This window comes from Akkermansiaceae bacterium, assembly GCA_019634595.1.
GTDB lineage: Bacteria > Verrucomicrobiota > Verrucomicrobiia > Verrucomicrobiales > Akkermansiaceae > Luteolibacter.
In genome coordinates this window covers 164,744-183,041 of record JAHCBC010000002.1, presented here as the reverse complement: position 1 = coordinate 183,041, position 18,298 = coordinate 164,744, and the positions used below count along the sequence as shown (strand labels likewise).

General features: G+C 62.4%; 14 protein-coding genes. All 14 read left to right on the top strand.

The features are described from left to right. Positions 1-46: 46 nt before the first annotated feature. The 14 genes from KF712_06515 (at position 47) to KF712_06450 (ending at position 18,076) form a co-directional block, all read left to right on the top strand. A complete protein-coding gene (locus KF712_06515; protein ID MBX3740625.1) occupies positions 47-3,574 on the top strand; it encodes a cadherin-like domain-containing protein in 3,528 nt (1,175 codons plus the stop codon). A gap of 38 nt (positions 3,575-3,612) precedes the next feature. Next, entirely contained in the window at positions 3,613-4,401 is a 789-nt protein-coding gene (gene lpxA, locus KF712_06510; protein ID MBX3740624.1) for an acyl-ACP--UDP-N-acetylglucosamine O-acyltransferase, read from the top strand. Between the two features lie 445 nt (positions 4,402-4,846). Then, positions 4,847-6,532, top strand: a complete 1,686-nt coding sequence (leuA, locus tag KF712_06505; GenBank protein ID MBX3740623.1) for a 2-isopropylmalate synthase — start codon at positions 4,847-4,849, stop codon at positions 6,530-6,532. Positions 6,533-6,580: 48 nt separating this feature from the next. Beyond that, on the top strand, positions 6,581-7,276 hold the full coding sequence (locus KF712_06500) for a hypothetical protein (GenBank protein ID MBX3740622.1): 696 nt from the start codon (positions 6,581-6,583) through the stop codon (positions 7,274-7,276). 43 nt (positions 7,277-7,319) lie between these two features. Continuing rightward, positions 7,320-10,547, top strand: a complete 3,228-nt coding sequence (locus tag KF712_06495) for a hypothetical protein (protein MBX3740621.1) — start codon at positions 7,320-7,322, stop codon at positions 10,545-10,547. Between the two features lie 236 nt (positions 10,548-10,783). Next, on the top strand, positions 10,784-11,059 hold the full coding sequence (locus KF712_06490; protein MBX3740620.1) for a hypothetical protein: 276 nt from the start codon (positions 10,784-10,786) through the stop codon (positions 11,057-11,059). After that, positions 11,056-12,390 carry a tetratricopeptide repeat protein gene (locus KF712_06485; protein MBX3740619.1) on the top strand — a complete coding sequence of 445 codons (1,335 nt, stop codon included), beginning with the start codon at positions 11,056-11,058 and terminating at the stop codon, positions 12,388-12,390. Before KF712_06490 ends, KF712_06485 begins: the two co-directional genes overlap by 4 nt. A 42-nt stretch (positions 12,391-12,432) precedes the next feature. Next, positions 12,433-12,870 carry a nucleoside-diphosphate kinase gene (ndk, locus tag KF712_06480; GenBank protein MBX3740618.1) on the top strand — a complete coding sequence of 146 codons (438 nt, stop codon included), beginning with the start codon at positions 12,433-12,435 and terminating at the stop codon, positions 12,868-12,870. Positions 12,871-12,967: 97 nt separating this feature from the next. Then, on the top strand, positions 12,968-13,645 hold the full coding sequence (locus KF712_06475) for a hypothetical protein (GenBank protein MBX3740617.1): 678 nt from the start codon (positions 12,968-12,970) through the stop codon (positions 13,643-13,645). A 138-nt stretch (positions 13,646-13,783) separates the two neighbouring features. Then, positions 13,784-15,226 (top strand): cardiolipin synthase, encoded by a 1,443-nt coding sequence (cls, locus tag KF712_06470; protein MBX3740616.1) that lies wholly within the window; start codon positions 13,784-13,786, stop codon positions 15,224-15,226. A gap of 129 nt (positions 15,227-15,355) precedes the next feature. Further along, the gene (locus KF712_06465) at positions 15,356-15,631 is read left to right on the top strand and encodes a hypothetical protein (GenBank protein MBX3740615.1); all 276 of its coding nucleotides are present in this window, start codon (positions 15,356-15,358) and stop codon (positions 15,629-15,631) included. 69 nt (positions 15,632-15,700) lie between these two features. Continuing rightward, positions 15,701-16,564, top strand: coding sequence for a DUF692 domain-containing protein (locus KF712_06460; GenBank protein MBX3740614.1), 864 nt, complete (start codon positions 15,701-15,703; stop codon positions 16,562-16,564). Beyond that, positions 16,551-17,465 (top strand): putative DNA-binding domain-containing protein, encoded by a 915-nt coding sequence (locus tag KF712_06455; GenBank protein ID MBX3740613.1) that lies wholly within the window; start codon positions 16,551-16,553, stop codon positions 17,463-17,465. The genes KF712_06460 and KF712_06455 overlap by 14 nt, the downstream gene beginning before the upstream one ends. Continuing rightward, positions 17,462-18,076 carry a hypothetical protein gene (locus tag KF712_06450; GenBank protein ID MBX3740612.1) on the top strand — a complete coding sequence of 205 codons (615 nt, stop codon included), beginning with the start codon at positions 17,462-17,464 and terminating at the stop codon, positions 18,074-18,076. Before KF712_06455 ends, KF712_06450 begins: the two co-directional genes overlap by 4 nt. Positions 18,077-18,298: the final 222 nt, after the last annotated feature.

Genomic DNA, 18,298 nt, shown 5'->3' with positions numbered 1-18,298 from the left:
TGCCGTGTTTGCTTCAGCCATCGCGACGGGGGCTCCCATTCCCCGTATGGTGAAGGATATCTTTCCCGGTGGAACCGCGGCAGGCTCCAACCCGGCAGGCTATTGCGAAATGGGGGGCTACGTTTTCTTCTCCGCCACCACGGTTACTCACGGAACGGAACTATGGAAGTCCGATGGTACCCCCACGGGAACCGTAATGCTGAAAGATCTGCTGCCCGGGACCGCTTCGGGTAGTCCGGGGTATTTCACCGCAGTGGAGAGCAGCCTATTTTTCGTCGCATCGGATGGGACTTATTATCGTAACCTCTGGAAAACCGACGGGACAGCCGAGGGAACCGTGAAGCTCGGGGCTTTCAACGATGCCTCATTGTTGACGTGTGTGGGAGGCCAGCTCTTCTTCAATGCGGGTGGTCTCTGGAAATCGGATGGAACTGTCGAAGGGACCACTTTGGTCCGTTCCGACGTAAGCCTGACGAATTCATTGAGTTCATCGGGGCAGGGGTCGAACATCGTGCTGCTTGATGGCATCATGTATTTCGCGGGAAGGAACGCCACCAGTGGAACCGAGTTGTGGCGCAGCGATGGAACTTCCGAAGGCACCTTTATCGTAAAGGATATCACGCCCGGACAAAATGCGTCCTTTCCCAAATCCCTGAGTGTCGTGGGATCACGGATTTTCTTCATCTGCAACGGTGGAAAAACACTGTGGAAGAGCGATGGGACCCCTAACGGTACGGTGCTGGTCAAGGAATTCCCGAGTACTGTCTCAACTGCATCCTTCCACAACCTCATAGCAACGGAGTCCCTTCTCTATGCCTCGGCGAGCGATGGAACCACCGGTCACGAGCTCTGGATTTCCGACGGAACCCCGGAAGGGACCACACTTCTGAAAGACATCAATCCGGGCGCGGCCGCCAGTTCGCCGGGTTCGTTCGCCGCCGTGGGAGATCAGCTCTACTTCAGCGCCACGACCAATCTCAACGGAGCCGAGCTTTGGAAGAGTGATGGTACGCCGGATGGAACCATGATGGTCAGGGACATCGCTTCCGGGTCTTCAGGTAGTAGTCCGTTGTTTTTGTCCGCCATGGGATCGGTCGTTTATTTTATCTGCGCATCGGACGCCAAGCTATGGCGTTCGGACGGTACCGAAGACGGTACAAGGATAGTCAGGAATACCGGCTTGGGATATCCGAATGGGGGGGAAACCAGGACGATGATGGCGACCAAAACGAGACTATTTCTGAATGGGAACGTGGGGACGGGCTTCGAGCCATGGACGAGTGATGGAACGGCTGAGGGCACGCATCTTCTCAGGGACATCAACCCCGGGGCAAACTCCGGTAACGTCACCTTCCTGGGTTCGCTGGGAGGAAAAGTGCTTCTTGCCGCCAACGATGGCCGGAGCGGCAGGGAGCTTTGGACAAGCGACGGAACTCCGAGAGGCACCATGATGCTCAAGGATATCCAAAATGGGGAGAGCGGGAGTATCGCGCTCCCGAGCCCTCCGATTCTGCTGACCGAAACCCATCTTTACTTCGCGGCCTCCGGGGGCGGATCACTGGTCGAGCTCTGGAAGACAGATGGCACGGCTGCGGGAACACTGATGGTGAAGGACATCCGGCCAGGTGGCTTGGCAAGCAATCCGAGAGACCTCACCAGATTAGGGAGCCTTGTGATTTTCAGCGCGGACAATGGCACCAACGGTACAGAACTTTGGAAAAGTGACGGCACCGAAGCGGGAACCGTGCTATTGAAGGATCTCAATCCTGGCAGCGCCCCCAGCTATCCGGCCGCATTGGCGGTCATCGGATCCACGCTCTACTTCAGCGCTGACGACGGCACCAACGGCAGAGAACTCTGGAAAACCGACGGAACCACCGCCGGGACGGTGATGGTCAGAAACATCAGTCCGGGCTCCGGCGCATCAAACCCCACTTTGCTGGCGACCGTGGGAAGCACGTTATTCCTCGCCTGCACCACTTCATCTGGCACTGAGTTGTGGAAAAGCAATGGAACATCGGCGGGAACCGTGATCGTGAGAGATGTTAACTCCGGATCCGCGTCCAGTTCGCCATCCTATGTCGCTACCATCGGGAGTACGATCTACTTCACCGCCACAACAGCCGCAAATGGGAACGAACTCTGGAAGTCGGACGGAACCAGCGCCGGGACGACCATGGTGGTGGATGTTTATCCGGGTAATCAGTCGAGTGTGATCAGCGACCCTTTTCTGAAGGACGGGATTATTTACTTCACCGCACTCAAGGGGCCGAATGACTGGCAATTCTGGAGAAGCGATGGAACGGGAGTTGGCACCTTTCCCCTCACCTCCATCCCGACCGATGAGCCGGGCGAATACTCCGCCCGGGCACGTACGCCCGCCTCCTTGGGGCCCTATGTCATATTCACCAATGAGGACCGGAATGGCCGGGAACTCTGGAGAACCGATGGGACACCAGGGGGAACCAGAATGATCAAGGACGTTAACCCAGGCCCCGCCACCTCAACGCCTGAGTACACCCCGCAACAGTTCGCCGTCCTCGGTTCTCTGGCATATATCATCGCCGACGACGGGGTGAATGGTGCGGAGCTGTGGCAGACCGACGGCACCGAAGCAGGCACGCGGATGGTCCATGACATCACGGGGGACTCGGGGAGTTCGAGGCCGCTGGACCTTACGGTCATCGGGCAGAAACTTTATTTCACCGCGATGACGGAGAGGGAAGGAAGGGAGTGGTATGTCTATGATCCGGCGGCCCCGGCGCCACCGGCGCTGGTGAACGGCGGGGTGGCGGCCACCGGACGCTTCACCGCGAATGCGGAAGGCAGCGTGAATCCGCATGGGTCCGCCAGCCTTGCCTACATTGAGTATGGGGTCAACCAGCCGTGGGAGCATTCCGCGGAGATCCAGCTGGCCCCTGACAATGCCTCATCCGCCACACCATTCTCATTACCCCTCACCGGGCTGCTGCCGGGCCGCACCTATCACTACCGGCTCACGGCGAACAATGAAGGTGGCGCGTCCACGACGACGGTTGGCTCCTTTACGACGGACCCGAATCTGCCTCCCGTATCAACCGGCGGGCTGCTGGGCACCCACTACCAGACTGGCTTGTCCCTGTCCGCCGGAACCGCCGCGCTCGGGATTTCGGATCCTGAGGGGGATCCCGTGACCATCGCGGAGACAGGAGCCAGCTCGGCGATGGGCGGAAGCATCGCCCTCAACTCCGGAAATCTCACCTACCAGCCGAAAGCCGGTTTTTCCGGTGCCGACCAGTTTCCGATCACGGTTAGGGATTCCCACGGGGCGACCTCCGCATTTCAGGTCATGGTGGAGGTAAGCGGCCCCTTCGGGTTCAACCCACGGCCTGCCGAAATCTCCACCTTGGGTGGAGGGCCGAAGAAGGTGAGGTTCAGTGCGATCCCCGCCCGGCCCTACAAGATCCAGCGCTCCGTGGATCTCATCTTCTGGGAAGATGTCGAAACCTCCACCCCCGATGCGGAGGGTCTTCTGGATTTCACCGATCCGGAGCCTCCCCAGCCGAAGGCGTTCTATCGGTTGAAGCATCCCTGACCGGTCGGAAATTTCCACTCGCCACAGGGGCCGGGGTTTTGCCTGATTGGCGCGTGATCCACCCCACCGCCATCGTCTCCCCGCTCGCGCACATCGGCAACAATGTCCGCATCGGTCCCTATTGCGTGGTCGGGGCGAATGTGGAGATCGGTGACGACAGCATCCTTCACTCCCACGTGGTGGTGGAGGGGCACACGAAGATCGGCCGGCACAACGAGTTCTTCCCGTTCGCGGCCATCGGGATGAAATCGCAGGACCTGAAGTACCTCGGGGAGCCGACTTTCCTGGAGATCGGCGACCACAACGTGTTCCGGGAAAACACGACCATCCACCGCAGCACGGTGGCGGAGACGCCGACCCGCATCGGCGACCACAATCTTTTCCTGTGCTACTCCCACGTGGCGCATGACTGCCAGCTCGGCAACCACATCATCCTGTCGAACTCCGCGGGCATCGCCGGGCACGTGGTGGTTGAGGACCACGCGATCCTTTCCGCCATGGCGGGCTTCCACCAGTTCTGCCGGATCGGCATGCACTCCATCGTCGGCGGCCTGTCGAAGATCATCCAGGACGTGCCGCCGTTCATGATCGTGGACGGCAATCCGGGCGTGACCCGCGGGGTGAACCTCATCGGCCTGCAGCGCCGGGGTTTCCCGGAGGAGGACATCAAGGCGCTGAAGTTCGCCTACAAGAAGCTGTTCCTGAAAAAGGACGGCAACATGGCGAACGCCCTCAGCTCCCTGAAGGCGACGCACGAAGCCTCCGTGCCACAAGTGGCGCATCTCATCAAGTTCATCGAGCAGTCGGAGCGGGGGATTACGAGATAAGGCGCGCTGCCCCGTCATGGGGGTGCGCGGGTATTGCGCCAGCTTATGGAGTGCGGCGGCCCTCCGCCGCTTTGGGAGTGGATGGCACCAGCCGGACGATGTGGTGGAAATCACCACGCCCCAACTTGCGGATGGCTTCTTCACTTCAGGGAAAGTCCCACCTGGGACTGATAGCGGCAGGGACTGCCGCACTCCATGACGCTGCCGCGCCAAAGGAGAATCCACGAAGGCGGCAGGCCCCGGAAAATTCTCATGGACGGGGCGGCCGGGCCTCCTTACCTTGGCGGCGCAGTGAATTTCACCGGGACACTTCCAAGCAGCCTCACCCTTCTTCTAGGGTTGGCCTCCCGCTGACCATTTCTTTCCTTCACTTCCGTTCCCCGGCACGCCCATCTTTTCGGCGCGGCCATTCCTTTTCCAAAATCCGTCTCATTTCCATTTTTCCATGAATCCGACTTCCCTGAAGAAATACCGGCCATTCCCGCCGGTGTCCCTGCCCGACCGCACGTGGCCGGACCAAACGATCACCGCCGCCCCCGAATGGTGTTCGGTCGATCTCCGCGATGGCAACCAGGCCCTGCCGCAGCCGATGTCCGTGGAGGAGAAGCTCGAGTTCTTCGACCTGCTGGTACGCGTCGGCTTCAAGCAGATCGAGGTGGGCTTCCCGTCCGCCGCGGAGACGGAGTTCAATTTCCTGCGCCGCCTGATCGATGAAAACCGCATCCCGGAGGATGTGACCATCCAGGTGCTGGTGCAGACGCGGGAGCACCTGATCCGCCGCACCTTCGAGGCCATCGACGGCGCGAAGCGGGCGATCGTCCACATTTACAACTCCACCTCACCCCTGCAGCGCCGCGTGACCTTCGGGGACGCGAGCCGGGATTCCATCAAGCAGGTGGCCATCGAGGGTGCGGAGCTGGTGAAGGAACTGGTGCCGACCATCCCGCGTACGGAGGTCGTGCTGCAGTATTCCCCGGAGTCCTTCTCGGACACGGAGCTGGATTTCGCGGCGGAGATCTGCAACGCGGTCATCGACGTCTGGGAACCGACCCCGGAGAGAAAGATGATCATCAACCTGCCGGACACCGTGCAGTGGACCACGCCGAACATCCATGCCGACATGATCGAGTGGATGGGCCGCCACCTGCACCGGCGGGAGTCCGTCATCCTGTCCCTGCACACGCACAACGACCGCGGGACCGGCGTGGCCGCCACCGAGCTGGGCCTGATGGCCGGCGCGGACCGCGTGGAGGGCACCCTCTTCGGCAACGGGGAGCGGACCGGCAACCTGGACATCGTGACCGTGGCACTGAACATGAATAGCCACGGCATCGAAACCGGACTGGACTTCTCCGACCTGCAGTCGATCCGCAATGTCTATGAAAGGATGACCCGGCTGGTGGTGCCGGAGCGGCAGCCCTACGCGGGCGAGCTGGTCTTCACCGCCTTCTCCGGTTCCCACCAGGACGCCATCAAGAAGGGCCTGGACCGCCGGGAAAAGGAAACCGCCGCGGACCCGGACGTGCCGTGGGGCGTACCCTACCTGACCATCGACCCGCAGGACATCGGCCGTTCATATGAGGCGATCATCCGCATCAACTCGCAGTCCGGCAAAGGCGGCGTCGCCTACGTGCTGGACCGCGAGCATGGCTTCGACCTGCCGAAGACGATGCACCCGCAGGTGGGCAAGCGCATCTATGATCTGGCGGACGAGCTGGGCCGTGAGCTTTCGACGGATGAGATCCGCGACGCGTTCTTCCGCGAGTTCGTGAACATCGACGCGCCGCTGGCCGTGCTGGACTATGAGCTGGGCCACCACACCACGGAGCGCGGGCAGGTGCAGTGCAACGCGACCGTCGAGCTGAATGGGGAAAAGCGCGACATCACCGGACTTGGCAATGGCCCCATCAATGCCTTCGTCCATGCGCTGGAGGAAGCGGGACTGAAGAACTTCAAGCTCACGGACTACCGTTCCCACGCGGTGCGCGGAGGCTCTGACGCGAACGCGGCGGCCTACGTCCAACTGCAGGCGGATGACGGCCGGCTGATCTGGGGTGCGGGTGTCGATCCATCCATCGAGATGGCGGGCCTGAAGGCCCTGGTCACCGCGTGGAATCTGCTGCGGGCTTGAAATATCCGGTGGGGAGGCCACGTTGCCTCCCCGCCCCCGTTCTTTCCCATGAGCCGATTCCTCGCCCCATTCGCCGCACTCGCCCTCGCTTCCACCGCCGGAGCCGCCGTCATCCGGATCGACTTCGGCGGGACGGGCAACACGACGACGGAGGCCGGTGTGACGTGGAACAATCTCACCGGAAGCACGGTCAACTCCAACATCGCGGATCTGCGCGACATCGGAAATGCGGCGACAGGCATCCGGCTCGAGGTCACCGGTGCTTTCCGCGGAGTGAACAATAACGGGGCCACCAATTCGACCCTGTTTCCAGCCAGTGCGACCGGAGACAGTTTCTTCGGGCACACGGTGGCAAGCGGATCCTTCCCTGCGCCGACCTTTCCGAACGGGCAGTTCACACTTAGCGGGCTGAATCCCTCCGAAACCTACAACATCCTGTTCTACGCCTCGCGTACCGGCGCAGGGGTCAACCGTGAAACCGTTTATACCGCCATCGGAGGAAACGGCTCCCAATCCGAGGCTCTGAACGCCACGAACACGAACGGGTCGGTCACCGTCACCGGGCTGACTCCGGACGCGGAAGGAAAGATCGTCATCAACGTGGGTCCCGGGGCGAACAATACGACCACGGAGAAATTTTTCTATATCGGAGCGATGGAGATCACCAGCGTGCCGGAGCCATCCGTCGCCCTGCTGGGGGCGGGGGCCGCGGCGTTCCTGCTGGTCCGGCGGCGGAACGGCTGATCCGCGAACGAAAGCGCCGCATGGCCACGTATCAGGTGGCCGCATGATCAAAAAAGCCGCCCTGCTCCTGATCCTGAGCGCCGGACTGCTCGCCGCGCAGCCACCGGTTCCGCTCATCGAGGACGCGCAGCCGTCCAACGGCTGGTCGTTCAACAACGGCCAGGAATTCGGCGGCGGGGCGAAAGGCGGGCTGGAGATCGATGCCACCGCCCCGCGTGACGGGAAGCCGTCGCTCAAACTGAGCGGGGATTTCTCCAAGGCCGGGATGTACGTGCAGGCGGGGAAGCAGTTCACGAAGACTCCCATCGCAGGGGTCTCCATGTGGGTGAAAAATCCCGGCTCCGACCGCTTCACCATGCGGCTCATCGACGGCTCCGGCCAGTGCCACCAGCTCGCGCTGGTGACGGATACCTCCGACGACTGGCAGAAGATCGAGTTCCCCATCGAGGAATTTTTCTCGAAGCGCGGACAGTCGGACGCGATCCCCGGGGTGGCGAAGTATGAATCCTGGGGCGGAGCGAAGGATGGCAAATGGCACCAGCCCGCGTCCGCGATCTACCTCCTGCTGGGAAAGACGGAGAAGCAACCGGTCCGGACGCTCTGGCTGAATGAAGTGAACCTGCTGCCGACCCCGCCGGAGACGCTGGTGAAAGCAACCGCCCCGCTCAGTGAGGGGGGCAGCGCGGCCTGGAACTTCACGAACGGACCGGAGTTCAAGGGCGCGAAAGGCTCTCTCAACGATGAAGATGGGGCGATGAAACTTTCCGGAGACTTCACCGGCGGTGGTGCCTACGTGGCGGCGGTGAAGCGTCTGGAGGATCTCGCTTTCAAGGACACCTCCGGATTCCGGTTGAAATATAAAACGTCGAACGCAGCCGGCATCCGCATCCAGCTCGTGGACGGCACCGGCCAGACGCACCAGGCGAGGATGAAGATCAACGCGGATGGGCAGTGGAATGACCTGGAGATCCTGCCGTCAAAGATCGCCGGTGGCGAACACTGGGGCGGCGCGAAGGACGGAAAGTGGCATGCGCCCGCCAAGCTCATTTCCATCGCCCTCAACAGCGGGGCGGAAAAGGAACCGGTCATCCTGCTGAAGGACATCTCCGTGGAAGGGACGCGTGCGTCGGTGGTGGCGGAGGCGTTCAAGGTGGACTTCGCCAACGCCCCGTGGAAGACCCAGGGCGGGGTGACCGTGGACGGGGACAGCCTGAAATTTTCCCGCACGGAGAATGAGGCGAACCAACCCGCCACGGCGGCCAGCCCGTCGTTCAAGGTGACGCCCGGGAACTGGCAGGTATCCGCCTCTGTCCGGTCGGAGCTGAAGTCGCCGGACAGTTCCTACAGCGGCACCATGGTGCTGGAGGTGGCGGACGCCGCAGGAAAGGTGATGGGGAATTTTACCGTCGCGGATGTGTACGGGCCGAAGCCGATGACGGAGATCCAGCAGGCCATCGAGTTGCCGAAAGGCGCGGTCTCCGCCCGTTTCGTGGCGCAGCTCAACAAGACTTGGGGGTCATTCTGGATCGGAAACGTGAGCGCGGGATTCCTCACCCCGGCCAGTGGCACGCCGAACGCCGTTACCCGCATCCTCTTTTCCACGGCGGCGCTGGGGAACCTGCTGAAGCCGGAGGATCCGCGGACGGTCACCCTCACGGTGGCGGCGGGCAAGCCGCTGCCAAAGGATCATGAAATCACCTGTGTGGTGCGGGACTACTGGGGCGCGGAGCAGATGTCCCCGGTGAAGCTGAAGCTCACCGCAGGGGAAAAGAACACCTACACCGCCACGCTCGACCTTTCCCAGGCACCGCTGGAGATCGGCCGCTACTATGAGATCGAGGCGACCAGCGAACAGGCGGGCGCGAAGCCGTTCTTCCACCAGACATCCTTCGCCATCCTGCCGGAATCACCCAACCGCCAGTACAAGCCGGATGAGGTGCCCTTCACCGCCCGCAACTGGGACAACCGCGTGGCCGAATACATCCGCCTCAGCGACCGGATGGGCATCCGCATCGTCGGCCTGTGGGGAGGGTGGTCATCGAAGCCGCCCTACAAGCCGGAGCTTCCGCGGATCGAGCTGGTGAAGGAACTCGGCCTCGGTTGGCTGACCACCACCCCGGCCAAGTTCATCGAGGATGGAAAGCGCGATTACGACGAGACAGCGCTGCGGCAGGGCGTGCGGAATTTCATCAATGAGTTCGGCGGCTACCGGCCGATGATCATCAACCTGGGCAACGAGCCACACGGCACGGGCGAGCGGGTGAAGGCGAACGTGGAGGCCTACCGCGTGCTCTACGACGAGATCAAGAAAACCGACCCCACCATCCCGGTGGTGGCCACCTCCGTGGAGCCGAACCCGGAATACTTCGGTCTGGACTATGGGAAATACTGCGACGCCTTTGACTTCCACATTTACGAGCGGCCCGCGGACGTGCGGCGGACGATGGTGAAATACAAGGAGCTGATGAAACAGCACGGCGTGGAAAAGCCGCTGTGGTCCACGGAACTGGGCCTCAACAGCCAGGGCCAGACGCGCCATGTGGTGGCGGTGGAGGTCTTCAAGAAGACGGCGGCGTTTTTCGCCGAAGGCGGGGCGAACATGTGCTGGTTCGGCATTCTTTATCCGGACCCGGAGGGGAAAAGCCACGGCTCGTCCGGAGACTCGCACAACCTGTTCGACTGCCGCTTCAACCGCTACGCGCCGCGGCTGGATGCGGTGGCGTGGTACCACACGGTCAACGCCGTCGGCATCAAGAAGTTCGTCGCGGAGAAGACCTATGACGGCGGGGTGCAGGCGTTCCTTTTCCGGGACCGGGAGGGCAGGTCGCTGCAGTTCCTGTGGAAGGAGTCCGGGACCGATGACCTCGACATCCCGCTGGAAGGTGTGGGCGCGGTGAAGCTGGTGCGGGTGGATGGCACGACCTCGCAACTGGATGCGGGCGGAAAGGCCCTCACGCTCAGCCTCGGCGCGGATCCCATCCTGCTGGTGTATGACGGCGGCGGGGATCTGGCGGCGACGCTCGGCAAGGGCGGCACCGGATTCGGCGAGGTGCCGGCATCCGTTTCACGCGGTGCGGAGACGGCCATCCCGGTGACCGTTTCCTCCGGCGTCACAACGAAGGTGGTCGTCCCGCCCGGCTGGAAGGCGGCGGGGAACCTCACGCTCACCCCGCCCGCCACCACGGCGGTGCGGGAGCTGCCCGTCACCATCGTCCTGGAGAAGGACGGAAAGGTTGCGGGAGAGCTGCACCGGCGGATCCCGGTGAAGTAGCCGGGCGCGGTGGGGTAGCGGAAGTCGTGAGACTTCCGGCTGTGGGGAAGTCCCCGAAAAGCCGACGCTTATCCGTGAGGTGCCATCCTCCCCACCGAATTTCTCACGAAATTCGCTACCCAACCACGGCGTGATGGACCGTCATAATTCACCATTTTTCGGGACGGGAGACTCTCCAAGCCTCCTCCGCATGACGGCTTGCCGGTGTACCGGGAGAGGTTTATTCTCCCGACACCATGAACCCTCATGATTACCCGACCGCCCTGCTCGATCTGCAGGACTCGATTTATCGGGAAAAGGTGATGCGGGCGAGGCGTGCATCACCTGAAGATCGGCTGGGATCGGTGTTCGAGCTGTCGGATTTCCAATTCCAGATGATGCTCGCAGGTGCGATGGCCCGGCTGGATACGGAGGATGAGGACGAAGGCTGGAATGAGGTGCGGTGCGCGCTAGAGCGGTTGGACAAAGCCAGGGATCTGGGATTTTATACGGACCGTAGGAAATCCGCATGAACAAGGTTTCCGTTGTGGTGATGACGATGGTATCCCCACTGCTCGCGGCGGATCCCCGTGTGGAATATGCGATGGGCGTGCGGGCGGAGGAGCGCGGGGATGACGCGGCGGCGCAGACGGCTTTTGAAAAGGCGTGGAAGCTGGACCCGCAGGCGCTCCCTCTGGTGCGGAAGCTGGCGGAATACCGGCTGGCCGCGAACGACCGTGCGGGTGCGGTGAAACTTTACCGTGACCTGGCGCAGGGCGCGCCGGAACGGACGGATGTCCAACTGGCCTATGCCTCCATCCTGGAACAGACGGGCCATGGTGACGCGGTGGCGCAGAAGCTGGCGGTGGAGATCCTGGAAAAGACGCTGGAGAAACATCCGGGGGATCTGACGCTGATTTCCCGGCTGCTGACCATTTTCCGGACCCGGGGTGAGATGGACAAGGCGATGACCCTGATGGAGCAGCTCCCGGACTCCGATCCGCAGGCGGCGGAAATCTACGCCTCCACCGCGCGGGGCTTGTTCAAGGGGGATGACATCGTTGCTCGGGACCGGGTGGACCGCCGCTACCTTACCGCGTTGCAGGCGCACCCGGAGGACGCGGGTCTTGCCAGGGCGGCGTCGGAGTATTTCCGCACCACCGGGCGTCCGGATGACGCGATCCGGATCCTGTCGGATCATGTGAAGGCCGCGCCGTGGTCGCTGGACCTGCGGACCCGGCTGGGGGTGCTGTTGTTTTCCGCGAAGCGGGATGCCGAGGGGGAGGCCGCGCTGAAGGAGGTGGTGGACATCCGCCCGAAGAGCGAACTGGCACTGCAGTCGCTGGCGAAGTTCCACCGGCTGAAGGGGAACGAAAAGGAAGCCCGCCACTACGGGGCGGAGCTGCTGAAGGCACGCGGCGGCTCGCCGAGGGAGTTCGTCATCCTGGCGGACGAGTTCCTGGCCGCCGGAGATCCCCGGGCGGCGAGGTTGCTGCTGGAGAAGGGCGTTTTCGACCATCCGTCACGGCCGGAGCTGGCGATGAAGCTGGCGGTCGCCACCCGTCTGGACCCGGAGACGAAGTCAAAGGCGGGCCGGTTGTTCCGCGAGGCGGAGGCTGCCATGGGCGACATGAAGCCGGACGCCGCCTTCCTGATGGAGTCCGCGGACTGCCTGCTGGAAGAGGGGCAGAGCAAGGCGGCGGAGGAACGCATGCGCACCGCCATCCGGTCATTTCCCCCGGAACAGAAGAAGGAAACCGCCGCCGCGCTGCGCCGGTTGGCCGGGCTGTGGGATCGGGAAAACCGGAACGCGGAGGCCGCGAAAGCCCTGAAACAACGGGCGGATGCCCTGGACCCGCCTTGAAGAAAGGCTTGCCACCCCGCGTTCCGCCACCTACTTCGCGGCATGGCTCTTGAGACCACTTTGATTTTGTTCAAGCCGGACGCGGTTCAGAAAAACCTCACCGGCGAGGTGCTTGCACGCTTCCTGAAGGAAGGATTCGTCATCCGCGGCATCAAGATGCTCGCGCTGAGCGACGAGGTTCTCGCGGAGCACTACTCCCACATCGCCGACAAGCCGTTCTTCCCGTCCGTGCGCGGTTTCATGCAGGAGTCCCCGGTGATCGCCCTCGCCCTGGAAGGCGAGAACGTGATCGGCCGCGTGCGCGACCTGCTCGGACCGACGGATTCCACCCAGGCCCCCGCCGGAACCATCCGCGGTGACTTCGGCTTCAAGGACAGCGAGTCCAAGATGCGCAACGTGTGCCACGCCTCCGATTCCCCGGAAGCTGCGGAAGCCGAAATCAAGCGCTTCTTCCAGCCCGGCGAAGTCTTCAAGTTTTGAGGTGAACTTCCCTCCGGGGATGGATTGAGTGGGGGGCATGCCCACCTTCAGCCTTTTGCAAATCTCGCTCGATCAGATGATCGGGCGGGATTCTTTTTTGGAAACCGCCGAAGGGACGGAGACCGTGGCGAAGGCGGATCTGGTGCAGCACCACCGGGACCTGTTCGGCATCGTGGTTTCGAGGCTCCCGCATGGCGATGCCGTGCGGATGAAGGCGGCGCTGGACGCGCGCGGATTCCCGGTCGAGATCGTGGATGATGCGGAACTTCCGCCGCTGCCTGCGGACTTCCAGGTGCAGCGGGTGGAGGTGGCGGATGAATGGCTGCGTTTCACGGACTCCATGGGACGGGTGACCTCCCGGGCGCTGGCGGATCTGGTTTTCCTCTCGGGCGGGTACCTGATGAGAACGCGGGTGAAGCCCGGGAACGTGCTGAACCCGAACAGAGGCCGGCAGAGAGGTTACGGGGAGGACGGCGTGGAGCGGATTTACCGGGAGGAGCCGGAGAAAGAGTTCCGCATCGAGTTCTTCTTCTGGACGACGCCGCAGCGGATGAAGCTCTCGCTCATCGCCACCAACGCGATTTTTGTGAATGGCAGGCACATCCAGCTCCACAAGGAGGAGGATATTGCAACCACGGTGGCGGAAATCCGGGCTGTGCTGCCGGTGGAGCGGACCAATACTGGTATCCGCAGTTCGGAAATACTCTATCCTTCGCTGCACGCCTATGACGAAGAGATCCGCTGGCATTTCCACCGCATAGCCAAGGGTGGTTAGATTGGAAATGGAGCGCGGACTTCAGTCCGCATCCATGGAATCTGGTCTTTACGAAGCCAGGCGGACTGAAGTCCGCGCTCCAACAGACCTCTGATAGATTCCTTGTGCGGAGGATGGCATGGCTTAGGCTGGGCCGTGATGGCAGTGATCAGTCCGGAGGTGATGGCGTGGCTCGGTGTCGCGGGGGTGGTCACCCTCCATGTGCTGGGCATCGTCCATGTGATCCACGCGGTCATGCACGTCCGCACTTCCCAGGGGACCATCGCGTGGGTGATCTCCCTGCTGACGTTCCCCTACGTCGCCATCCCGCTGTATTGGATGCTGGGGCGGACCCGGTTCGAGGGCTACGTGAAAGCGCGGCGGGATGATGACAACCGGATGAGCCGGCTGGCCTCCGCCATGTATGAAAAACTGGCCATCCGTGAGGTGGAGATTCCGCGGGATGACGCCTTCGCCAGAACCGCGCGCTACCTGGGCGGGCTGCCGTTCACCCGGGGGAACGCGCTCGAGCTGCTGATCGACGGCGAGGCGATCTTCGAGGCCATCTTCACCTCCATCCGTTCTGCGAAGGAGTATGTGTGCGTCAATTTCTACATCGTCAAAAACGACCGGATCGGGAAAAAGTTCCAGGCCCTGCTGATGGAAAAGGCCCGGCAGGGGGTGAAGGTCTGGTTTCTCTTCGATGAGATCGGGTCGAGCAAGCTGCCGCGCCGCTACCTGCGGGAACTGAAGGAGGCCGGGGTGCGTTGCGAATCGTTCGGGACGAACCGGATGTGGTACTCCCGCCTCCAGGTGAATTTCCGCAACCACCGGAAGCTCGTCGTGATTGACGGGGAGATCGGCTTCATCGGCGGGATCAATGTCGGGGATGAGTATCTCGGACGGAACCAGAAGTTCGGGAAATGGCGTGACACGCACCTGCGGATGCGCGGCCCGACGGTGGAGGCCCTCCAGTTGGTTTTCCTCCAGGACTGGTTCTGGGCCACGGATGAGATGCTGGACCTGACCTGGGAGAAGGAGGTGGAGGCGGAGGACCAGATCGCCGCCATCATCCCGACGGGACCTGCGGATGACATGGACTCCTGGCAACTGATGGTGGCGGAGGCGGCGAACTCGTCCCGCGAGCGGCTGTGGATCGCCTCGCCGTATTTTGTTCCGGACGAAGGGGTGATGACCGCGCTGCAGGCGGCCGCCATCCGCGGGGTGGATGTCCGCGTCATGATCCCGGAGCGGGTTGACCACCTGCTGGTCTGGTTGTCGGCGTTCACTTACTATGAGCAGTCCATCCCGTTCGGGGTGAGGATTTTCCGCTACCAGACCGGCTTCCTGCACCAGAAGGTCGTCCTGGTGGACAGCCGTCTGGCCGCGGTGGGTTCGGCGAATCTGGACAACCGTTCCTTCCGCCTGAACTTCGAGATCATGGCGTTTTCCTCGGACAAAAAGTTCCTCCGTGAGGTGGCGGAGATGCTGGAGGAGGACTTCTCCGGGTGTAAGGAAGAACGCGTGGAGGACTTCACCCGCCGGCCGTTCCACTTCCGGGTTGCCGCGCGTTTGGCCCGGTTGCTGGCCCCCATCCAGTGAAATTTTTTTCCGGGAACTTCTGAGGAAATCTCTCGCGCCGGGAAAATTCGTGCTAATAGTCCGGATGGAATCGGAGGCGATGAGCGTCCGGTTTTCACGCTAAAAACCAAAGAAAACAACCGAACCCAAATGAAAGCCACCAACGCACTCGTTGCAGCCGCCGTCGCCGGAGTCCTCGCCGCCGGTTCCAACGTCGTCACCGCCGCTCCTCTCCAGGAGAAGGCCGTCGCCGCTGAAAAGAAAAAGGACGACTGCCCGAACAAGGACAAGAAGGAGAAGGACGACTGCCCCGGCAAAAAGAAAGAGGAGAAGAAAGGCACCCTCCTCGCCGGCAAGGACAAGAAGGACAAGGATGATTGCCCGGGCAAGAAGAAGGAAGAAGAGAAGAAGGGCACCATTCTCTGATTTTCGCGGAGACCCCGCGGCGCGCCACCGTGCCGCGGGGTTTCTTTTTTCCCGGAACCACCAACAGGGATGAGCGCGTCGAAATTCACCGGCGGAGTGGAGCTTGCCACGGGCATCGGCCTGCGGGTGCCGCACTACCAGCACATCCTTTCGGAAAAACCGGCGGTCGGGTGGTTCGAGATCATTTCGGAAAACTACATGGTGGAGGGCGGGCGCGCGCTGGAGGTGCTGGACATGATCCTGGAGCAGTACCGCGTGGTCCAGCACGGGGTGGGCCTGTACCCGGGAAATGCGGGCGGCGTGAGCAGGGACCACCTGCAGCGGTTGAAGCGGCTGGTCCGACGGACGAAGACACCCTGGGTGTCCGACCACCTTTGCTGGGGCAGTGTGGATGGCCGCATGAGCCATGACCTGCTCCCCATCCCGTTCACCTTCGAGGCCGCGCGGAAGACGGCGGAGAACCTGAAGATGGTGCAGGACTTTCTGGAGACGCCGCTGGCGATGGAAAACGTGAGCAGCTACGGCGAGTTCAACGGCAACGAGATGACCGAGTGGGAATTCCTCGCGGAGGTGTGCGAGCTGGCGGACGTGGGCATCCTGCTCGACGTGAACAACATCTATGTTTCGTCCATCAACAACGGGTTCGATCCGCTGGAGTATGTCAATTTCGTGCCGCCGGAGCGGGTGGCGCAGATCCACATCGCGGGGCACTCGCGTTATGAGAGGTTCATCGTGGACACGCATGACCACCCGGTGATCGATCCGGTGTGGAAGCTCTATGAACGTGCCATCGAACGGTGCGGGCATGTCGCCACGCTGCTGGAGTGGGACGGACGGATCCCTTCGTTCGAGGAAGTGTGGACGGAGGCGCGGAAGTCGGAAACATGGCGGGCGTCCGCGATGGAGAAGAGAGGGGGTTATGAAGCCGCTTGATGAAATGCAGCGCGAGTTTTTCGCCGCCATCCAGATGCCGTTGCGCGGCACCAGCCGGGAAAGCACCGAGCTGGCTCCGAGCGACGAGGGCCACGCGGAGGAGTTCCTGGCGAAGGCGCGGGAGCTGATGAAGCCGGGGCAGAACCTTTCCTCGGAGGAACGGCTGGAGCTTTACCACCGCCAGTATTGGTTCCGGGTGCTGGATTCCGTGGCGGAGGATTTTCCGGTGCTGCGGAAGATGGCGGGGGAGCAGGTGTTCTGGGACCTGATGGAGGCGTACATGATGGCATGTCCGTCCGGCAGCTTCACCCTGCGGCACCTCGGGCGGAAGATGCCGGAGTTCGTCGCGGGCTGGGACGCGTTGGATGAAACGGAGCGGCGGTGGTTTTCCGCGCTCGCACGGATCGAGTACGCCTACATGGAGATTTTCGAGGCGGCGGACTGGGAGCCGGTCGCGCCGGAGCAACTGGCCATGGCGGTGCTGGGCCTGCAGCCGCATGTCATCCTGCTGGAGCTGCCCGTGCGCGCGGACCTGTGCGAAGAGTGGGAGTCGTTCGCTCCGGTGGAGGAAGCCGTTACCCGGCTGGCCATCTGGCGCGGGGAGAACCGCGGGCGGCTGCAGTGCCGTCTGGACGATGTGGAGTACGAGTTGCTGTTGCGGCTGCGGAAAGGCGGCACGCTGGTGGACCTCTTCGCGGAACCCGCGAGCCGCGAACCGGAGCCGGAGGAAATTTCCGCATGGTTCACAAGCTGGCAGGAGCGGGGATGGATCGCCACCGCACCGGAAGGGGATGTGGTGGACTTCATGCCTGCGAGGAAGCAGGCGGTGGAGGAAATGGACTGGAACGGTCTCGACAAGATGGGGTCACAGGCGGTGGCGATGGGGGAGGAAGAACCATGAGCGGGGAAGAAGAAGACGCTTGGCCGCCGCCGTTTTACTTCAATGGCGTCAGGATGCCGAAGTGGTCGGCCTGCTGGCATCTGTGCAATTTCGGGGACCTCACCAAGGGCTACCGGGACAAGTGGGACGAATTCATCGGTCTCAAGCATCTCTGGCACCTCGAGTGCAGGATGGGACACGAAGACGTCGTCGAAAGCGAGGATGCGGATATCTTCCGGGTCTGCGCCCAGGAGGCGCTCAGGTTGCTCGTGAACTTCAGGGAGCTTGTGGTGTCGAACATTGAAATCTCGATCGACGAGGCACCGCCGGAGACTGTCTTCCAGGATCTCCTCGAAGGCACCGCCGCGATGATCGGGCTGTGCTCGCGGGACGGCATCGTATTCTGGACGAGCGGTGGCCCGGAGGCTCTCGCCACGCTGGAGGATACCATGCGGGATTGCGCGCCGCCGGTAATGGATCCGGAACGGGCTGCGCCCCATCACCGTCAGCGGAGATCGGAACTCGGCCGCAGGATGGAAGTGCAACTCGCGGATCTGAGGAAGCTTGCGGAGAGCGGGCTTCCCAAGAGAGTCAGGAAGCTCCTGCTCGAGCTGCCTGGCGTGGGGAAGTAAGGAGGGTGGACATTGCGGCAGAGCCGCTATGCCCGCTTCGCTCCCATTCTTGTCCTCCGGCGGCATTGGCGAATCATCAAAGATTCACCGCAAAGCCGCAAAGGTCGCGAAGAATGCGCAAAGATTCCATGTGGACCTCTTCAGGTTCGCTTTGCTCGGAGGATTCTCGGTCAGCCTTCTTCTCTTCCCTGAAAACTGAACACTGAAAACTTCTCCTTCTTT

Excerpts from the sequence above, each read along its gene's own strand:
- KF712_06515 (MBX3740625.1), top strand. The coding sequence starts at position 47 with ATGGTGAAGGATATCTTTCCCGGTGGAACCGCGGCAGGCTCCAACCCG.
- leuA (MBX3740623.1), top strand. The coding sequence starts at position 4,847 with ATGAATCCGACTTCCCTGAAGAAATACCGGCCATTCCCGCCGGTGTCC.
- KF712_06500 (MBX3740622.1), top strand. The coding sequence starts at position 6,581 with ATGAGCCGATTCCTCGCCCCATTCGCCGCACTCGCCCTCGCTTCCACC.
- KF712_06495 (MBX3740621.1), top strand. The coding sequence starts at position 7,320 with ATGATCAAAAAAGCCGCCCTGCTCCTGATCCTGAGCGCCGGACTGCTC.
- KF712_06490 (MBX3740620.1), top strand. The coding sequence starts at position 10,784 with ATGAACCCTCATGATTACCCGACCGCCCTGCTCGATCTGCAGGACTCG.
- KF712_06485 (MBX3740619.1), top strand. The coding sequence starts at position 11,056 with ATGAACAAGGTTTCCGTTGTGGTGATGACGATGGTATCCCCACTGCTC.
- ndk (MBX3740618.1), top strand. The coding sequence starts at position 12,433 with ATGGCTCTTGAGACCACTTTGATTTTGTTCAAGCCGGACGCGGTTCAG.
- cls (MBX3740616.1), top strand. The coding sequence starts at position 13,784 with ATGGCAGTGATCAGTCCGGAGGTGATGGCGTGGCTCGGTGTCGCGGGG.
- KF712_06465 (MBX3740615.1), top strand. The coding sequence starts at position 15,356 with ATGAAAGCCACCAACGCACTCGTTGCAGCCGCCGTCGCCGGAGTCCTC.
- KF712_06460 (MBX3740614.1), top strand. The coding sequence starts at position 15,701 with ATGAGCGCGTCGAAATTCACCGGCGGAGTGGAGCTTGCCACGGGCATC.
- KF712_06455 (MBX3740613.1), top strand. The coding sequence starts at position 16,551 with ATGAAGCCGCTTGATGAAATGCAGCGCGAGTTTTTCGCCGCCATCCAG.
- KF712_06450 (MBX3740612.1), top strand. The coding sequence starts at position 17,462 with ATGAGCGGGGAAGAAGAAGACGCTTGGCCGCCGCCGTTTTACTTCAAT.